Below are 14,961 nucleotides of genomic sequence, written 5' to 3'. Positions count from 1 at the left end.
TCCGAGGCACCTTCCGCAACGGGTGTGCGCAAGGGGGCCAAGAACGCATCCCCCGCGATCGGTGGTGAGCCGACGAAACCGACGCTGATGAAACCGTGCTGCTCGGCGTAGGCGAAGCCCATGGATCTGTGCTCGTTTGGGCGTTGAGCAGGCACTCCGTCGTAAGACCGGCGAGGCCTGTGCCGCGTCGACCGGCAATCGGCAGCAGGGACGCGGCCACTTGACCGGTCTGGATTGTCGGGTGCATGCCCTGCGCAGTGTGCTGCTTGTCCAATCCTTGACCCGCAGTCGGCGCTCCATGATGCTGTGTTGCGACACGCGAGATGCGTACCGCATTGAGCAACATCGAACCCAGGTCTTGTATCAGCCGAGGAGTGGCCATGGCTCACCAGGTCCGTGCTGTCGTCGCGCGGGGGAAGGGCGCCCCCGTCAGTCTGGAAACGATCATCGTGCCTGATCCCGGCCCGGGTGAGGCGCTGGTGAAGATCGAGGCCTGCGGGGTCTGTCACACCGATCTGCACTATCGGGAGGGTGGCATCAACGACGAGTTCCCCTTCCTGCTGGGCCACGAGGCCGCGGGTGTCGTGGAGTCGGTGGGGGAGGGGGTCACTGACGTCGCCCCCGGTGACTTCGTCATCCTCAACTGGCGTGCGGTGTGCGGGCAGTGCCGTGCATGTCTGCGCGGACGGCCGTGGTACTGCTTCAGCACCCACAACGCGAAGCAGAAGATGACCTTGACCGACGGCACCGAGCTGTCGCCGGCGCTGGGTATCGGTGCCTTCGCGGAGAAGACGCTGGTGGCGGCGGGGCAGTGCACGAAGGTCGACCGGGCAGCGTCGGCGGCCGCCGCCGGTCTGCTGGGGTGTGGGGTGATGGCGGGCATCGGCGCGGCCATCAACACCGGCAACGTCGGACGCGGTGACAGCGTGGCGGTCATCGGCTGTGGCGGCGTCGGGGCCGCGGCGGTCGTCGGGTCGAACCTGGCGGGCGCGGCGAAGATCATCGCGGTGGACATCGACGACGCCAAGCTGGACACCGCCAAGAAGCTGGGAGCGACCCACACCGTCAACTCCAAGGACGCCGACCCGGTCGAGGCGATCCGCGATCTGACCGGCGGCTTCGGAGCCGATGTGGTCATCGAGGCGGTGGGCCGCCCGGAGACGTACAAGCAGGCGTTCTACGCCCGCGACCTGGCGGGCACGGTCGTCCTCGTCGGCGTACCGACCCCGGAGATGAAGCTGGAACTGCCGCTGCTGGACGTCTTCGGCCGGGGCGGCGCGCTGAAGTCGTCCTGGTACGGCGACTGCCTGCCGAGCCGGGACTTCCCGATGCTCATCGATCTCTATCTGCAGGGCCGTCTGGACCTGGACGCCTTCGTCACGGAGACCATCGCCCTGGACGAGGTCGAGAAGGCCTTCGAGCGGATGCACCGCGGCGACGTGCTGCGTTCGGTGGTGGTCCTGTGACGGTCGGCGCCCGCATCGAACATCTCGTCACCTCGGGGACGTTCTCGCTGGACGGCGGCACCTGGGACGTCGACAACAACGTGTGGATCATTGGCGACGAGAACGAGGCCGTCGTCATCGACGCCGCGCATGACGCGGAGGCGATCGTCGAAGCCCTCGGCGCTCGCACCCTGCGGGCCATCGTGTGCACGCACGCCCACAACGATCACATCGACGCCGCGCCCGAACTCGCTGCGCGCACAGGTGCCCAGATCCTGCTCCACGGCGACGACCTGCCGCTGTGGAAGCAGACCCACCCCGACCGAATGCCCGATGGCGACCTGACCGACGGCCAGGTGCTCACTGTGGCCGGTATCGAGCTGACCGTGCTGCACACCCCCGGCCATGCTCCCGGGGCGGTGTGTCTGTACGCGCCGAGCCTGACGGCGCTCTTCAGCGGTGACACGCTCTTCGCGGGCGGCCCGGGGGCGACGGGGAGGTCGTACAGCGACTTCCCGACCATCGTCGGTTCCATCCGGGACCGGCTGCTGACTCTGCCGGGCGACACCGTCGTACACACCGGCCACGGGGAGACGACCACCATCGCCGCCGAGGCCCCGCACCTTCAGGATTGGATCGACCGGGGCTTCTGAGCGCGCCCAATCGAACAGCGCACGCCCGCTCTCGGCCAATGCAGGCCGACGAGGCGGGCGTGCGTGCGTCCGCACGGCGATCTGGGGGGCCCGACGGCTGGGCACCCCCTTTGAGCAGGTCGAAGACGCTGATTCCGCGTTGCTCCCCTCCCCTTCTGAGTTTCATATTGCGCTCTTGGTTGCGTGATGAGAGACGTCAAACGGTGACTCATCCGGCCTTCTGAACGCCTTGACAAGGGTTCTGGGCCGACCTCAGACTGATGTTGCGCTAACCGCAATCCGTTTCGCTATACGCACCGAGGTGTGATGATGATTCCCGCGTGCCGTCTCGCGGATCTCCCGCGAGGCGAGGCCCTCCGGCTCGACATCGACCCGCCGGTCTCGGTGTTCCACACCGACGACGGCGAGATCTTCGCCATCGACGACACATGCACCCACCAGGACGCCTCGCTCGCCGACGGCTGGCTGGAGGGCTGCGAGGTGGAATGCCCGCTGCATGCGTCGAAGTTCAACCTGAAGACCGGTGCCGTCGACGCCCCGCCGGCCAAGCGTCCCGTCCGGACCCATGAGGTCGTTGTCGAGGACGGCATGATCTACGTCCGGCTGTCCACGGCTGCCCCCAACCTGCCGCCCTGCGTCGCAGCCCGGCTCGCGGGGGCTCCCGCGTGAGGACAGTGGCCGTGGTGGGTGCCTCGCTGGCCGGGTTGTCGGCGGCGCGCTCGCTGCGGAGACAGGGCTACGACGGGCGGCTGGTCGTCCTGGGGGACGAGCTCCACCGCCCGTACGACAGGCCCCCGCTGTCCAAGGAGTTCCTGGCCGGCACCATCGGTGAAGAGGAACTCGCGCTGGAGTCGGACGACGAGGACCTGCAGGCGGAGTGGCTGCTCGGCGTCCGCGCCACCGGACTCGACAGTGCGGACCGCGCCGTCCGGCTCGCCGACGGCCGGGAGATCCGCGCCGACGGATTCGTCATCGCGACCGGCGCCGCCGCGCGCACCCTGCCCGGATCCGAAGGTCTGGCCGGCGTGCACGTCCTGCGCACCGTGGACGACGCCCGCGCTCTACGGGACGAACTGGCCGGTGGCGGACGGCTGGTGGTGATCGGCGGCGGGTTCATCGGCGGCGAGGTCGCCTCCACCGCATGCGCCCTCGGGCTCGACGTGACGGTCATCGAGGCGGCACCGACACCGCTGGCCGGACCCCTCGGCGAAACCATGGGCGGCATAGTCTCCGCTCTCCACGCGGACCACGGCGTACGGCTGTTGTGCGGTGTGGGCGTCAAGGGGCTGAGCGGGGACGAGCGAAGCGATACGAGGGTCTCCCCGGACGGAGTCCGGGGGAGGGTGGACGCGGTCCTGCTCGAGGACGGCCGCAGCATCCCCGCCGACATCGTCGTGGTCGGTGTGGGCGCACGACCGTGCGTCGACTGGCTGGAGGGGTCCGGCGTGGCGCTCGACAACGGCGTCACATGCGGTGCGGACGGCCGTACCAGCCGGGCCGGCGTGGTCGCGGTCGGTGACTGCGCCAACTGGTACGACCCCCGTGTGGGCGCCCATCGCCGCGTCGAACACTGGACCGGTGCGCGCGAGCGCGCCGATGCGGCCGTCCGGACGCTGCTGTCCTGGGGTGCGGCGGAACCGGGCGTGCCGCGGCCTCCGTACTTCTGGTCGGATCAGTACGGCGTCAAGATCCAGTTCGTAGGTCATGCGGCCGGCGCCGACAGCGTGACGATCGAGGAAGGCGCCGCGGACGACCGCAACGTCCTGGCCGTCTACCGGCGTGCCGGTCATCCGGTCGCCGCGCTCGGGATGAACCAGCCGCGGCTGTTCACCCGCTGGCGCAAGCAACTGGCCCTCGCGGCATCTTGACACCGCCCCTGAGGCATCCCATGCTGCGGTTTCAAATAGCGCGCAGCGTTGCTCAATGCACAACGCCGTCCGGAGTCGCTCTTCCCGGCGCGTGAACGACCGATCCACGACGTTTCCCGAGGAGTGCACCGTGACCTCGACCAGCCTGCCGAACAGCCTGATCGCCACCCTCCCCGGCGCCTCCTACACCGATCCCGGGATCTTCGCCCAGGAGCAGGAGCGCATATTCGAGACCATGTGGTTCTGCGCCGCGCGCTCGTCCGACCTGGCGAAGCCCGGCGCCTTCCGGACCGTCGACGTGGGCCGCGAAAGCATCCTGATCACCCGCGCCCGGGACAACTCCGTCCGCGCCTACTTCAACGTCTGCCGGCACCGCGGAGCCAAGCTCTGCGTGGAGAGCAGCGGCGAGGTCAAGCGGGCCTTCCAGTGTCCGTACCACGCCTGGACGTACGACCTGACGGGCAAGCTCGTCGCGGCACCCAACCTCACCAAGATGCCCGACGTCGGCCGCACCGAATACGGCCTGGCGAATGTGGCCACCCACGAATGGCTCGGCTACGTCTGGGTCTGTCTGGCGGAGAACCCGCCCTCCTTCGAGGAGGAGGTGATCGGCGATGTCGTCAGCCGTCTCGGCGACGCGGAGTCGATCGAGCGCTACGACATCGCGGGCCTCTCGATCGGAAAGCGGATCGTCTATGACGTCAAGGCGAACTGGAAGCTCATCATCGAGAACTTCATGGAGTGCTACCACTGCGCCACGATCCACCCCGAACTCACCGAGGTGCTCCCCGAGTTCGCCGACGGCTTCGCCGCCCAGTACTACGTCGGTCACGGCGCCGAGTTCGGCGGGGAGGTCCAGGGTTTCACCATCGACGGCTCCGAGGGCCTGGACCGCATTCCGGGCGTCGCCGAGGAGCAGGACCGCCGCTACTACGCGATCACTGTCAAGCCGCAGGTTTTCATCAACCTCGTCCCCGACCACGTGATCTTCCACCGTATGTACCCGGTGGCCGTCGACCGCACGATCGTCGAGTGTGACTGGCTCTACCTGCCGCACGTCGTCGACAGCGGCAAGGACGTCAGCCGGTCCGTGGAGCTCTTCGACCGGGTCAACCGTCAGGACTTCGATGCATGCGAGCGCACGCAGCCCGGGATGCACTCCCGGATGTATGCCAAGGGAGGCGTACTGGTACCCAGCGAGCACCACATCGGTGCCTTCCACGACTGGGTGCAGGAGCGCCTGGGTGCACGACTGCCCCAGTAGCGCTGGTCACTTGTGCGGCCCGCGCATCGCCGTACGTCCCCGGCGCGGGCGGTACCGGCGGTGGACGGGCCGCTCAGCCCAGGTACCCCATGCGGTGGCTGATCTCGTCCGCTCCCTTGATCAGCACTGGAGCGAGCTCGTGCAGGCGCTCCTTCGTGAGCCGGTACGCGGGCCCGGAGGCGCTCAGTGCCGCGACGACCTCTCCGTCCCGGTTGCGGATCGGAGCGGCCATGGCGTGGAGGCCCAGCTCCAGCTCCTCAAGGGCCCAGGCGTAGCCACTCTCGCGGACGTCGACGAGGTTCTTCTCGAGCTTCGTCTTCGCGGTGATGGTGTGCTGGGTGACCTTCTTCAGGCCGGACTCGGCCAGCACCGCGGCGCGTTCCTTGGCGGGGAGATAGGCCAGCAGGACCTTGCCGCTGGAGGTGGCGTGCGGCGGGGTCAGTTGGCCGACCCAGTTCTGTGCGGTGACGGCCCCGGGGCCACGGACCTGGTAGAGGTTGACCGCGTAGTACTCCTGCAACACGGCGATGTTGACGGTCTCGCCGATCTCCTCGGCCAGCTCCTCGCAGACCGGTCGGCCCTGCTGGGTGATGTCGATGCGTCCCGTGACCGCACCGGCCAGGCGTACGATGCCGAAGCCGAGGCGGTACTTGCCGCGCTCGCCCGCCTGCTCCACCAGGCCGCGCGCTTCCAGTGCGCCGAGCAGGCGGAACGCCGTGGATTTGTGAACTTCGATCTCGGCCGCCACCTCGCTGACGCCTGACTCGCCGCGGCGGGCCAGTATCTCGAGGACGCTGATGGCGCGGTCGACCGACTGCACTCCTCCAGCGTGTGAATTTGAGGTTGCGGAACCAAGGTTGTAGTTGCTCACAACGGAACTATACCCGCAGTAAACAACGCTACTGCAAGTAACGATGGCGGGACGGGGGTCCTGCAAGTTGCGTGTCCCGCAACCTGGTGCGTATAGCGGTACTGGTATTACCATGCTTCGCATATCTACGGCGCGAGCGAGACGAGGCATCATGGCCCAGCAATACGACTTCGTCATCGTCGGCGGCGGATCGGCCGGCAGTGCACTGGCGAACAGACTCTCCGCGGACCCGGCGAACCGGGTGCTGGTACTGGAGGCCGGCCGGTCCGACTACCCGTGGGATGTCTTCATCCACATGCCCGCGGCCCTGACCTATCCGATCGGCAGCCGGTTCTACGACTGGAAGTACGAGTCCGAGCCCGAACCCCACATGGGCGGCAGGCGTATCTATCACGCGCGGGGCAAGGTGCTGGGCGGCTCCAGCAGCATCAACGGCATGATCTTCCAGCGCGGCAACCCCATGGACTACGAGCGCTGGGCGGCCGAACCCGGGATGGAGAGTTGGGACTACGCCCACTGTCTGCCGTACTTCCAGCGGATGGAGAACTGTCTCGCGGCAGACCCGGACGACGAGTTCCGTGGTCATGACGGTCCCCTCGTCCTCGAACGTGGCCCGGCCACCAACCCGCTGTTCACCGCCTTCCTGGAAGCGGTCCAGGAGGCCGGTTACGCCCGCACCGACGACGTCAACGGCTATCGCCAAGAAGGTTTCGCCCCGTTCGACCGCAATGTCCACCGCGGACGTCGTCTGTCGGCCTCGAAGGCGTACCTCAAGCCCGTCAAGAAGAGGCCCAACCTCACGGTCACCACCCGCGCCTTCGTCACACGCGTGCTCTTCGAGGGCAAGCGGGCCGTGGGCGTCGAGTACCGGCGCGGCCGTGGCGAGGCCCAGCAGGTCCGCGCCGGGGAGGTCATCCTCTGCGGCGGTGCGATCAACTCCCCGCAGTTGCTGCAGCTCTCCGGCGTCGGCAACGCCGAGGAGCTCAGCGCCCTCGGTGTCGATGTCGTCCACGACCTCCCGGGCGTCGGCGAGAACATGCAGGACCACCTGGAGGTCTACGTCCAGTACGCCTGCAAGCAACCCGTCTCCATGCAGCCTTACATGGCGAAGTGGCGCGCCCCCTTCATCGGACTGCAGTGGCTCTTCCGCAAGGGCCCCGCCGCCACCAACCACTTCGAGGCCGGCGGCTTCGCCCGCAGCAACGAGGACGTGGACTACCCCAACCTGATGTTCCACTTCCTGCCCGTCGCGGTCCGCTACGACGGCTCCTCACCCACCGGTGGCCACGGCTTCCAGGTGCACGTGGGCCCCATGTACTCCGACGCCATAGGCTCAGTGAAGATCAAGAGCAAGGATCCGCACGAGCACCCGGCGCTCCGCTTCAACTACCTCTCCACCGAGCAGGACCGCCGCGAATGGGTCGAGGCGATCCGAGTGTCCCGCAAGCTCCTCAATCAGGCCGCGCTCGCCCCCTACAACGGCGGGGAGATCTCGCCCGGGCCGAAGGTGGAATCCGACGAGGAGATCCTCGCCTGGGTCGCGAAGGAGGGCGAGACCGCCCTGCACCCGTCCTGCACCTGCAAGATGGGCACCGACGAGATGTCCGTCGTCGATCCGGGCAGCATGCGGGTGCACGGACTGGAGGGGCTGCGCGTCGTGGACGCCTCCGTCATGCCCTATGTCACCAACGGCAACATCTACGCACCGGTGATGATGATCGCCGAGAAGGCCGCCGACCTGATCCTCGGCAAGGAGCCGGCGGCACCGTCGAAGGCCGCGTACTACCGTCACCGCGACGCCCAGAAGCAGGCGGGGTAGACGTTGGGTGGCGCAGGGCTCCGGGCGCTGCTGCGCAGCGTCCGCTACGAGGTGCTGCCCGCGAAGGCGACCGAGGACAAGGTCGTCGCCCATGTCCCGCGCGACGTCGTCGTCACCGTGACGGCGTCGCCGGTCAAGGGCCTGGAGCCGACGCTCGACCTCGTCACCAGGCTCGCGGCACACGGCTACCGAGTCGTCCCGCACGTCCCCGCGCGGCTACTGCGGGACGACGGGCACGTGAAGGAAGTCGTCGACCGGGTCCGTGAGGCGGGCGTGGACGACATCTTCGTGCCGGCGGGCGACGCGAACCCGCCGGCCGGGGGCTACGACGGGGCACTGCCGGTGCTGCGCAGACTGAGCGAGCTGGGCAGGCCCTTCACCCACGTCGGCGTCACCGGTTATCCCGAGAGCCATCCGCTCATCCACGACGACGTCACCATCCAGTCGATGTGGGACAAGCGTGAGCACGCCACGTACATCGTGAGCAACCTCTGTTTCGATCCCCGTGTGCTGGGACAGTGGATCGCCCGGATACGGCGCCGGGACATCCCCCTGCCCATCCATGTGGGCGTCGCGGGGCCTGTGCAGCGGGCGAAGCTGCTGTCCATGGCGGCGAAGATCGGGGTGGGGGAGTCGACGCGCTTCCTGACGAAGCACGCCTCGTGGTTCCTGCGCTTCGCGGCACCCGGGGGATACTCCCCCGAGAGGCTGCTGGCACGCACCGAGGAGGAGCTCACCGCGCCTTCGGCGGGGGTGGCCGGCCTGCACCTGTTCACGTTCAACCAGATCGCCGAGACGGAGCGGTGGCGCTGCGCTGTGCTGGAGCGGCTTGAGGGCTGAGCGTCGGAGTCATGTGTACGGGGCTGCCGTGGGCCGTGCTGGGGGCTGCCCGCCCCCAGGTCCCCGCTTCGGCCTGAACGGCCTCGTCCTCCATCGCCGGACGGGCTGGTTTTGCCGGCCTGTGTCCACAAGCCGCCCAAGCCGCCGACAAGCCGCCCGAGCCGCCCAGCGCGCTCGTTGCGCCTCCGGGTGTATACAACGCGGGGCGGGACCGGAATCCGGTCCCGCCCCGCGTTCACCTGTCTCTCAGCGGAAGCCCACCGTGCGGTTGTCGTCCACCGTCACGCGGCGCTCGCTGTGCCACTTCACCGCGTGCGCGAGTACCTGCGCCTCCACGTCCCTGAAGCTTCGAGGGGGCATCGGCGCGCCTCCGTCGGTTCGTAATGCGCAACTCGATGAGCTATGTGAAACATGCCTCAAGTCGGCGGGGTCCTCGGTCGAGAGGGAAAGGCAAACGGGCCCCTTGCGAAATCGTCATCCGTCTACCTCTTGACGTCTGCCTGGGCATTGGTCAGGGTGTTCCACCACAAGCAATTGAATGCACGATGCGCAACGAAATTCCATTGAAGGGCTTGGCGCGTGGCAGACCTGTATGTGGGCGGAGGATGGCGGGAACCGGTGGCCGGAGGCCGCCGGGAAATCCGCTGTCCCGCTGACGGCTCGCTCACCGCGACTGTTTCGGAAGGGACGCGTCCCGACGCCGAGGCGGCGATCGCCGCAGCCCGACATGCCTTCGACCAGGGGCCCTGGCCGCACACCCCGGAGCGGGAGCGCGGTGCGCTGCTGCTGCGCACCGCCGACATCATCGAGCGCGACGCCAAGGCATTCGCCCGCGCCGAATCGCTGGACACCGGCAAGCGGCTGGTGGAGAGCGAGTACGACATCGCCGATGTGGTGTCCTGCTTCCGCTACTACGGCGGGATCGGGGGCACCGACGCCGGCCGCGTGATCGACACCGGCCGCGACGACGCCGTCAGCCGCGTCGTCCATGAACCGATCGGCGTGTGCGGCCTGATCACCCCCTGGAACTACCCGCTGCTCCAGGCGTCCTGGAAGGTCGCACCCGCCCTCCTCGCGGGCAACACCATCGTCCTCAAGCCCAGCGAGCTCACCCCCTCCACCTCGATCCTGCTGATGAAGGCACTTCAGGAGGCCGGTCTCCCCGCCGGCGCCGCCAATCTCGTCCTGGGCACCGGCCCGGAGGTGGGCGCCCCGCTGTCCGCGGACCCGGCCGTCGACATGGTCTCCTTCACCGGAGGTCTGGAGACCGGCAAGCGGATCATGGCCACGGCCGCGGCGACCGTGAAGAAGGTGGCGCTGGAGCTCGGCGGCAAGAACCCCAACGTCGTCTTCGCCGACGCCGACTTCGAGGCGGCCGTGGACTTCGCCCTCACCGCCGTCTTCCTGCACTCCGGGCAGGTCTGCTCGGCAGGGGCCAGGCTGATCGTCGAAGCCTCCCTCCATGACGCCTTCGTCGACGAGGTCGTCCGCCGCGCCCGGCAGATCCGCCTCGGCGGCCCCTTCGACCCCGAGGCCGAGACCGGATCGCTGATCTCCGCACAGCACCGGGCGAAGGTCGAGGCGTATGTCGCGGCCGGCATGGCCGAAGGCGCCGTCCTGCGCTGCGGCGGCACGCGCCCGGAGGACCCCGCGCTGGCGAACGGCTATTACTACCCGCCGACCGTGCTCGACGAGTGCCGCCGGGACATGCGGGTGGTGCACGAGGAGTCCTTCGGACCCGTGCTCACCGTGGAGCGCTTCACCGACGAGAACGACGCCGTGCGCGTCGCCAACGACACCGAGTACGGCCTGGCCGGAGCCGTCTGGACGCAGGACGCCGGCAAGGCCCAGCGAGTCGCCCGGCGGCTGCGCCACGGCACGGTGTGGATCAACGACTACCACCCCTATGTGCCGCAAGCGGAATGGGGTGGCTTCGGGCACTCGGGCGTGGGCCGGGAGTTGGGACCGACCGGCCTGGACGAGTACCGAGAGCCCAAGCACATCTGGCAGAACATCCAACCCCGGCCGCAGCACTGGTTCCGCGGCTGAACGCCGAAAAGAGGTCGATCGTGACCCCAGTACAGACTGAGGTGCCGCAGCGGCGCGGCACACCCCAGGACTCGGACGGCACGCCGGTCGTGTCCGTGCGCAAGCTGTGGAAGGTGTTCGGGCCGAAGGCCGAGCGGGTGCCGGACTCCGAGGAGTTGTGCGGGCTCACCCGCCGGGAGCTCATGGACCGTACGGGATGCACCGCCGCCGTACGTGACGTGAACTTCGAGGTGTCGCGGGGCGAGGTCTTCGTCGTCATGGGCCTGTCCGGCTCGGGCAAGTCCACCCTGGTGAGATGTCTTACCCGGCTGATCGAACCCACCGCCGGTGAGGTCGTCTTCGAGGGCGAGGACATCCGCGGCGCGGACCACAAGCGTCTGCGCGAACTGCGGCGCCGCAAGTTCTCCATGGTCTTCCAGCACTTCGGGCTGCTGCCCCATCGCCGCGTCCTCGACAACGTGAGCTTCGGCCTGGAGATCCGCGGCATGAGCAAGGCGGAGCGCACCAAACGGGCCATGGAGGTCGTCGAACTGGTCGGCCTCGCCGGTTACGAGAACTCCTACCCCGACCAGCTCTCCGGCGGCATGCAGCAGCGCGTCGGTCTCGCCCGGGCGCTGGCCGGTGATCCGGACGTCCTCTTCTTCGACGAGCCGTTCTCGGCGCTCGACCCGCTGATCCGCCGGGACATGCAGAACGAGGTGATACGGCTGCACCACGAGGTCGGCAAGACGATGGTGTTCATCACCCACGACCTCTCCGAGGCGCTCAAGCTGGGCGACCGCATCCTGATCATGCGCGACGGCAAGATGGTCCAGTGCGGCACGGGCGACGAGCTGGTCGGCGCCCCGGCCGATGACTACGTACGCGAATTCGTCAAGGACGTGCCGCGCGGCGACGTGCTCACCCTGCGGTGGATCATGCGCCCGGCGGAGCCCGACGACGCACTGGACGGTCCCGAGCTGGGCCCGGACGTCGTGGTGAAGGAAGCCACCCGGGCGGTACTGGCGGCCGACAAGCCGGTCAAGGTCGTCGAGAACGGCAAGCTGCTCGGCATCGTCGGCGACGAGGAGATCCTCGCGGTGGTCGCTGGGCAGGAAGGCGACATGTGATGACCGTCGCGATGGAGAAACCGGAGAAGACCAAGACCGCGGAACGGGCCGAGCCCGCCGAGGGCGTACGCAGAGTCAGCCGGGGCATGGTGGTTGCCGCGATCCTGGTCGTCTGGCTGGTGCTGTTCGCCGTACTGCGCGGGAAGCAGACCCTGTCGCTCGCGGCGGCGGACCTCACCGATCTGCACCGGTGGCTGAACGACGTCAACGACTCGGTCGGTGCGAACCGCAACTCCAACCCGTTGTTCCTCTACTTCTTCAACGAGATCCGTCTGGTCATCGACAACCTGGTGACCTTCGTGCAGAGCCTGATCTCGCAGCCCACCGGAGCTCGCCCCGTACCGCAGATCGGGTGGCTCGGCGTGGTCGGTGTCGCCGGCTTCGTCTCCTGGGCCGTGGGCAACTGGCGGGTCGCGCTGCTGGCCGTGGCCGGGTTCACCTTCATGGGGCTGCAGGGCCTGTGGCAGGAGAGCATGGACACCCTGGCGCTGACCCTCTCCGCGGTCTTCGTGGCGCTGCTGTTCGCGATCCCGCTGGGCGTGTGGGCGGGGCTGTCCGACCGGTTCAACCGGATCATGACGCCCTTCCTGGACTTCATGCAGACGATGCCGACCTTCGTCTACCTGGCCCCACTGACGCTGATCTTCCTCATCGGCGGGGCATCCGCCACCATCGCCACCGTGATCTACGCGGCACCGCCGGCGATCCGCATCACCGCGCATGCCATCCGGTCGGTACCGGAGACGACCGTCGAGGCGGCCGAATCGTTGGGCGCGACGCGGCGCCAGTCGCTGCTCAAGGTCCTGCTGCCGATGTCCAAGCGGACCGTGGTGATGGGCGTCAACCAGACCATCATGGCCGCCCTGGCCATGGTGACGATCGCGGCCCTGATCGACGCGCCCGGCCTCGGAAAAACCGTCATCCAGGCCCTGCAGTCGCTCGATGTCGGCACGGCCTTCAACGCGGGGCTCGCCATCGTCATCATGGCCATCGTCCTCGACCGGGTCACGACCGCGGCGAGCGGACGCGAGGAGGCAGCCCGGCGCTCGGGCAGCCGCTTCCTCACCTGGCGGCGGCCGCTGCTCGGGGCGGGAGCGGTGGTCACGGCAGTCCTGATTTACATGTCGCACACCTATGTATGGGCGGCGGAGTTCCCCGGCGAGGGCGACATCGGCAGCTCCATCGCGCGCGCCGCCGACACCGCGACCACCTGGACGCAGGACAGCCTGTCGGGCCTCACCACGGCCTTCCGCGACGCCATCAGCACCGGCCTGCTCAACCCGTTCCAGTCGCTGCTCACCGAGTCCCCCTGGTGGCTCGTCGGCGCGGCCCTGATCGGGCTCGGTGCGGTGCTCGGCGGCTGGCGGGCCGGGGCCACCGCGGCCGTGTGCGTCGGCCTGCTGCTCGCCACCGGCGTGTGGTCGGACAGCATGACGACGCTGGCATCCACGATGGTGGCCACGATCATGGTGATGGCGCTGGGCATCGTCTTCGGGGTGTGGATGGGGCGCAGCATGCTCGTGGACCGGCTGCTCAGGCCCACTCTGGACGCGGCACAGGTCATGCCGCCGTTCGTCTATCTCGTGCCGTTCCTCGCGCTGTTCGGCGCGACACGCTTCACGGCGATCGTCGCCGCCGTCGTCTACGCGGCACCCGTCGCCATGAAGATCATCGCGGACGGCGTGCGGAACGTGCCCGCGGCCACCGTGGAGGCGGCCACCTCCGCCGGGTGCAACACCTGGCAGATCATCACCAAGGTTCAACTGCCGATGGCACGCAGCGCCCTGACTCTCGCCACCAACCAGGGCCTGATCTATGTGCTGTCGATGGTTGTTGTGGGCGGCCTGGTAGGCGCGGGCGCCCTCGGCTACGACGTCGTGGCCGGTTTCTCGCAGGGCCAGCTGTACGGGAAGGGGCTTGCCGCGGGGCTGGCCATCGTCCTTCTCGGAGTCATGTTCGACCGGATCACACAGGCAGCGGCGCGGCGTACCAGCGCGTAAGGAGCTACTGAACCATGGCAAGGCAAGCAAGACAGTGGAGACTCGGCGCGGCCGGTATAGCGGTGCTCGGCCTCACCCTCACCGCCTGCGGCGGTGCGAAGGTCGGTGACGACTCGTCGGGATCCGGCGGCTCAGGCAGCTCCGGCAAGTGCGGCAACTTCAACCTCGCGGTCAACCCGTGGGTGGGTTATGAGGCCAACGCGGCGGTCATCGCCTACGTCGCGGAACAGGACCTCGGCTGCAAGGTGGAGAAGAAGGACCTGAAGGAAGAGATCGCCTGGCAGGGCTTCGGGACGGGCGAGGTCGACGCCGTCGTCGAGAACTGGGGTCACGACGACCTGAAGAAGAAGTACATCACCGACCAGAAGACTGCCGCCGATGCCGGCCCGACCGGAAACGAAGGCCTCATCGGCTGGTACGTGCCGCCGTGGCTGGCCAAGGCGCACCCGGACATCCTCGACTGGAAGAACCTGAACAAGTACGCCGCCAAGTTCAAGACCTCCGAGTCGGGCAGCAAGGGCCAGCTCCTCGACGGTGACCCGTCGTTCGTCACCAACGACGCGGCTCTGGTGAAGAACCTGAAGCTGGACTACAAGGTGGTGTACGCGGGCAGTGAGACCGCCCTCATCCAGGCCTTCCGCAAGGCGGAGAAGAACAAGGAATGGGTGATCGGCTACTTCTACGAGCCGCAGTGGTTCATGTCCGAGGTGCCGCTGAAGAAGGTCAGCCTGCCCGAGTACAAGGAGGGCTGCGACGCCGACACGGAGAAGGTCGCGTGCGACTACCCCGTGTACAAGCTCGACAAGATCGTCAGCGCCAAGTTCGCCGAGTCGGGCAGCCCGGCCTATGACCTGGTGAAGAACTTCACCTGGACGAACGAGGACCAGAACACCGTGGCCAAGTACATCGCGGTGGACAAGATGTCCCCCGAGGCGGCGGCGAAGAAGTGGGTCGAGGCCAACCGCGACAAGGTGGACGCCTGGCTGAAGTAGGGCCGAAGCCGAAGCCAAAGCCGGTCGAATGTGCCGGGGGGCGGAGCGCAC

The 14,961-nt window shown here is 68.1% G+C and carries 12 protein-coding genes; 11 read left to right on the top strand and 1 reads right to left on the bottom strand.

Going from position 1 to position 14,961, the window contains the following annotated elements; genetic code table 11:
- The first annotated feature begins 380 nt into the window (after positions 1-380).
- The 5 genes from FGD71_RS11350 (at position 381) to FGD71_RS11330 (ending at position 5,230) form a co-directional block, all read left to right on the top strand.
- Complete coding sequence (locus FGD71_RS11350; protein WP_119100278.1) at positions 381-1,466, top strand: S-(hydroxymethyl)mycothiol dehydrogenase; 1,086 nt, start codon at positions 381-383, stop codon at positions 1,464-1,466.
- The gene (locus FGD71_RS11345) at positions 1,463-2,098 is read left to right on the top strand and encodes an MBL fold metallo-hydrolase (RefSeq protein WP_119100277.1); all 636 of its coding nucleotides are present in this window, start codon (positions 1,463-1,465) and stop codon (positions 2,096-2,098) included. Before FGD71_RS11350 ends, FGD71_RS11345 begins: the two co-directional genes overlap by 4 nt.
- 306 nt (positions 2,099-2,404) lie before the next feature.
- On the top strand, positions 2,405-2,767 hold the full coding sequence (locus tag FGD71_RS11340; RefSeq protein ID WP_119100276.1) for a bifunctional 3-phenylpropionate/cinnamic acid dioxygenase ferredoxin subunit: 363 nt from the start codon (positions 2,405-2,407) through the stop codon (positions 2,765-2,767).
- Positions 2,764-3,966, top strand: coding sequence for an NAD(P)/FAD-dependent oxidoreductase (locus tag FGD71_RS11335; RefSeq protein WP_119100275.1), 1,203 nt, complete (start codon positions 2,764-2,766; stop codon positions 3,964-3,966). Before FGD71_RS11340 ends, FGD71_RS11335 begins: the two co-directional genes overlap by 4 nt.
- Positions 3,967-4,096: 130 nt before the next feature.
- Positions 4,097-5,230 carry an aromatic ring-hydroxylating oxygenase subunit alpha gene (locus FGD71_RS11330; RefSeq protein ID WP_119100274.1) on the top strand — a complete coding sequence of 378 codons (1,134 nt, stop codon included), beginning with the start codon at positions 4,097-4,099 and terminating at the stop codon, positions 5,228-5,230.
- 73 nt (positions 5,231-5,303) lie between these two features.
- Here FGD71_RS11330 and FGD71_RS11325 read toward each other — a convergent pair whose 3' ends face one another.
- Positions 5,304-6,050: an IclR family transcriptional regulator gene (locus FGD71_RS11325; RefSeq protein WP_119100273.1), complete on the bottom strand. Its 747-nt coding sequence runs from the start codon at positions 6,048-6,050 to the stop codon at positions 5,304-5,306.
- A gap of 202 nt (positions 6,051-6,252) precedes the next feature.
- Here FGD71_RS11325 and betA point away from each other — a divergent pair, with 202 nt between their 5' ends.
- The 6 genes from betA to FGD71_RS11290 all read left to right on the top strand — a co-directional run bounded on the left by betA (position 6,253) and on the right by FGD71_RS11290 (position 14,910).
- Positions 6,253-7,920 carry a choline dehydrogenase gene (gene betA / locus FGD71_RS11320; protein ID WP_425329665.1) on the top strand — a complete coding sequence of 556 codons (1,668 nt, stop codon included), beginning with the start codon at positions 6,253-6,255 and terminating at the stop codon, positions 7,918-7,920.
- Positions 7,921-7,923: 3 nt separating this feature from the next.
- On the top strand, positions 7,924-8,760 hold the full coding sequence (locus FGD71_RS11315; protein WP_119100272.1) for a methylenetetrahydrofolate reductase: 837 nt from the start codon (positions 7,924-7,926) through the stop codon (positions 8,758-8,760).
- Positions 8,761-9,339: 579 nt separating this feature from the next.
- Positions 9,340-10,809 carry an aldehyde dehydrogenase family protein gene (locus FGD71_RS11305; protein ID WP_119100271.1) on the top strand — a complete coding sequence of 490 codons (1,470 nt, stop codon included), beginning with the start codon at positions 9,340-9,342 and terminating at the stop codon, positions 10,807-10,809.
- Between the two features lie 20 nt (positions 10,810-10,829).
- Positions 10,830-11,918: a quaternary amine ABC transporter ATP-binding protein gene (locus FGD71_RS11300; RefSeq protein ID WP_119100270.1), complete on the top strand. Its 1,089-nt coding sequence runs from the start codon at positions 10,830-10,832 to the stop codon at positions 11,916-11,918.
- Positions 11,918-13,918: an ABC transporter permease gene (locus FGD71_RS11295; protein ID WP_119100269.1), complete on the top strand. Its 2,001-nt coding sequence runs from the start codon at positions 11,918-11,920 to the stop codon at positions 13,916-13,918. Before FGD71_RS11300 ends, FGD71_RS11295 begins: the two co-directional genes overlap by 1 nt.
- A 14-nt stretch (positions 13,919-13,932) precedes the next feature.
- Positions 13,933-14,910, top strand: coding sequence for an ABC transporter substrate-binding protein (locus tag FGD71_RS11290; RefSeq protein WP_119100268.1), 978 nt, complete (start codon positions 13,933-13,935; stop codon positions 14,908-14,910).
- The last annotated feature ends 51 nt before the right edge of the window (positions 14,911-14,961 follow it).

It is taken from the genome of Streptomyces sporangiiformans, from assembly GCF_005768555.2.
Taxonomy (GTDB): Bacteria; Actinomycetota; Actinomycetes; order Streptomycetales; family Streptomycetaceae; genus Streptomyces; species Streptomyces sporangiiformans.
This window is presented reverse-complemented; position numbering and strand designations above follow the sequence as displayed.

What these genes read in the sequence shown, in the direction of transcription:
- FGD71_RS11350 (WP_119100278.1), top strand. Translation starts at nt 381, where the DNA reads ATGGCTCACCAGGTCCGTGCTGTCGTCGCGCGGGGGAAGGGCGCCCCC.
- FGD71_RS11340 (WP_119100276.1), top strand. Translation starts at nt 2,405, where the DNA reads ATGATGATTCCCGCGTGCCGTCTCGCGGATCTCCCGCGAGGCGAGGCC.
- betA (WP_425329665.1), top strand. Translation starts at nt 6,253, where the DNA reads ATGGCCCAGCAATACGACTTCGTCATCGTCGGCGGCGGATCGGCCGGC.
- FGD71_RS11295 (WP_119100269.1), top strand. Translation starts at nt 11,918, where the DNA reads ATGACCGTCGCGATGGAGAAACCGGAGAAGACCAAGACCGCGGAACGG.
- FGD71_RS11290 (WP_119100268.1), top strand. Translation starts at nt 13,933, where the DNA reads ATGGCAAGGCAAGCAAGACAGTGGAGACTCGGCGCGGCCGGTATAGCG.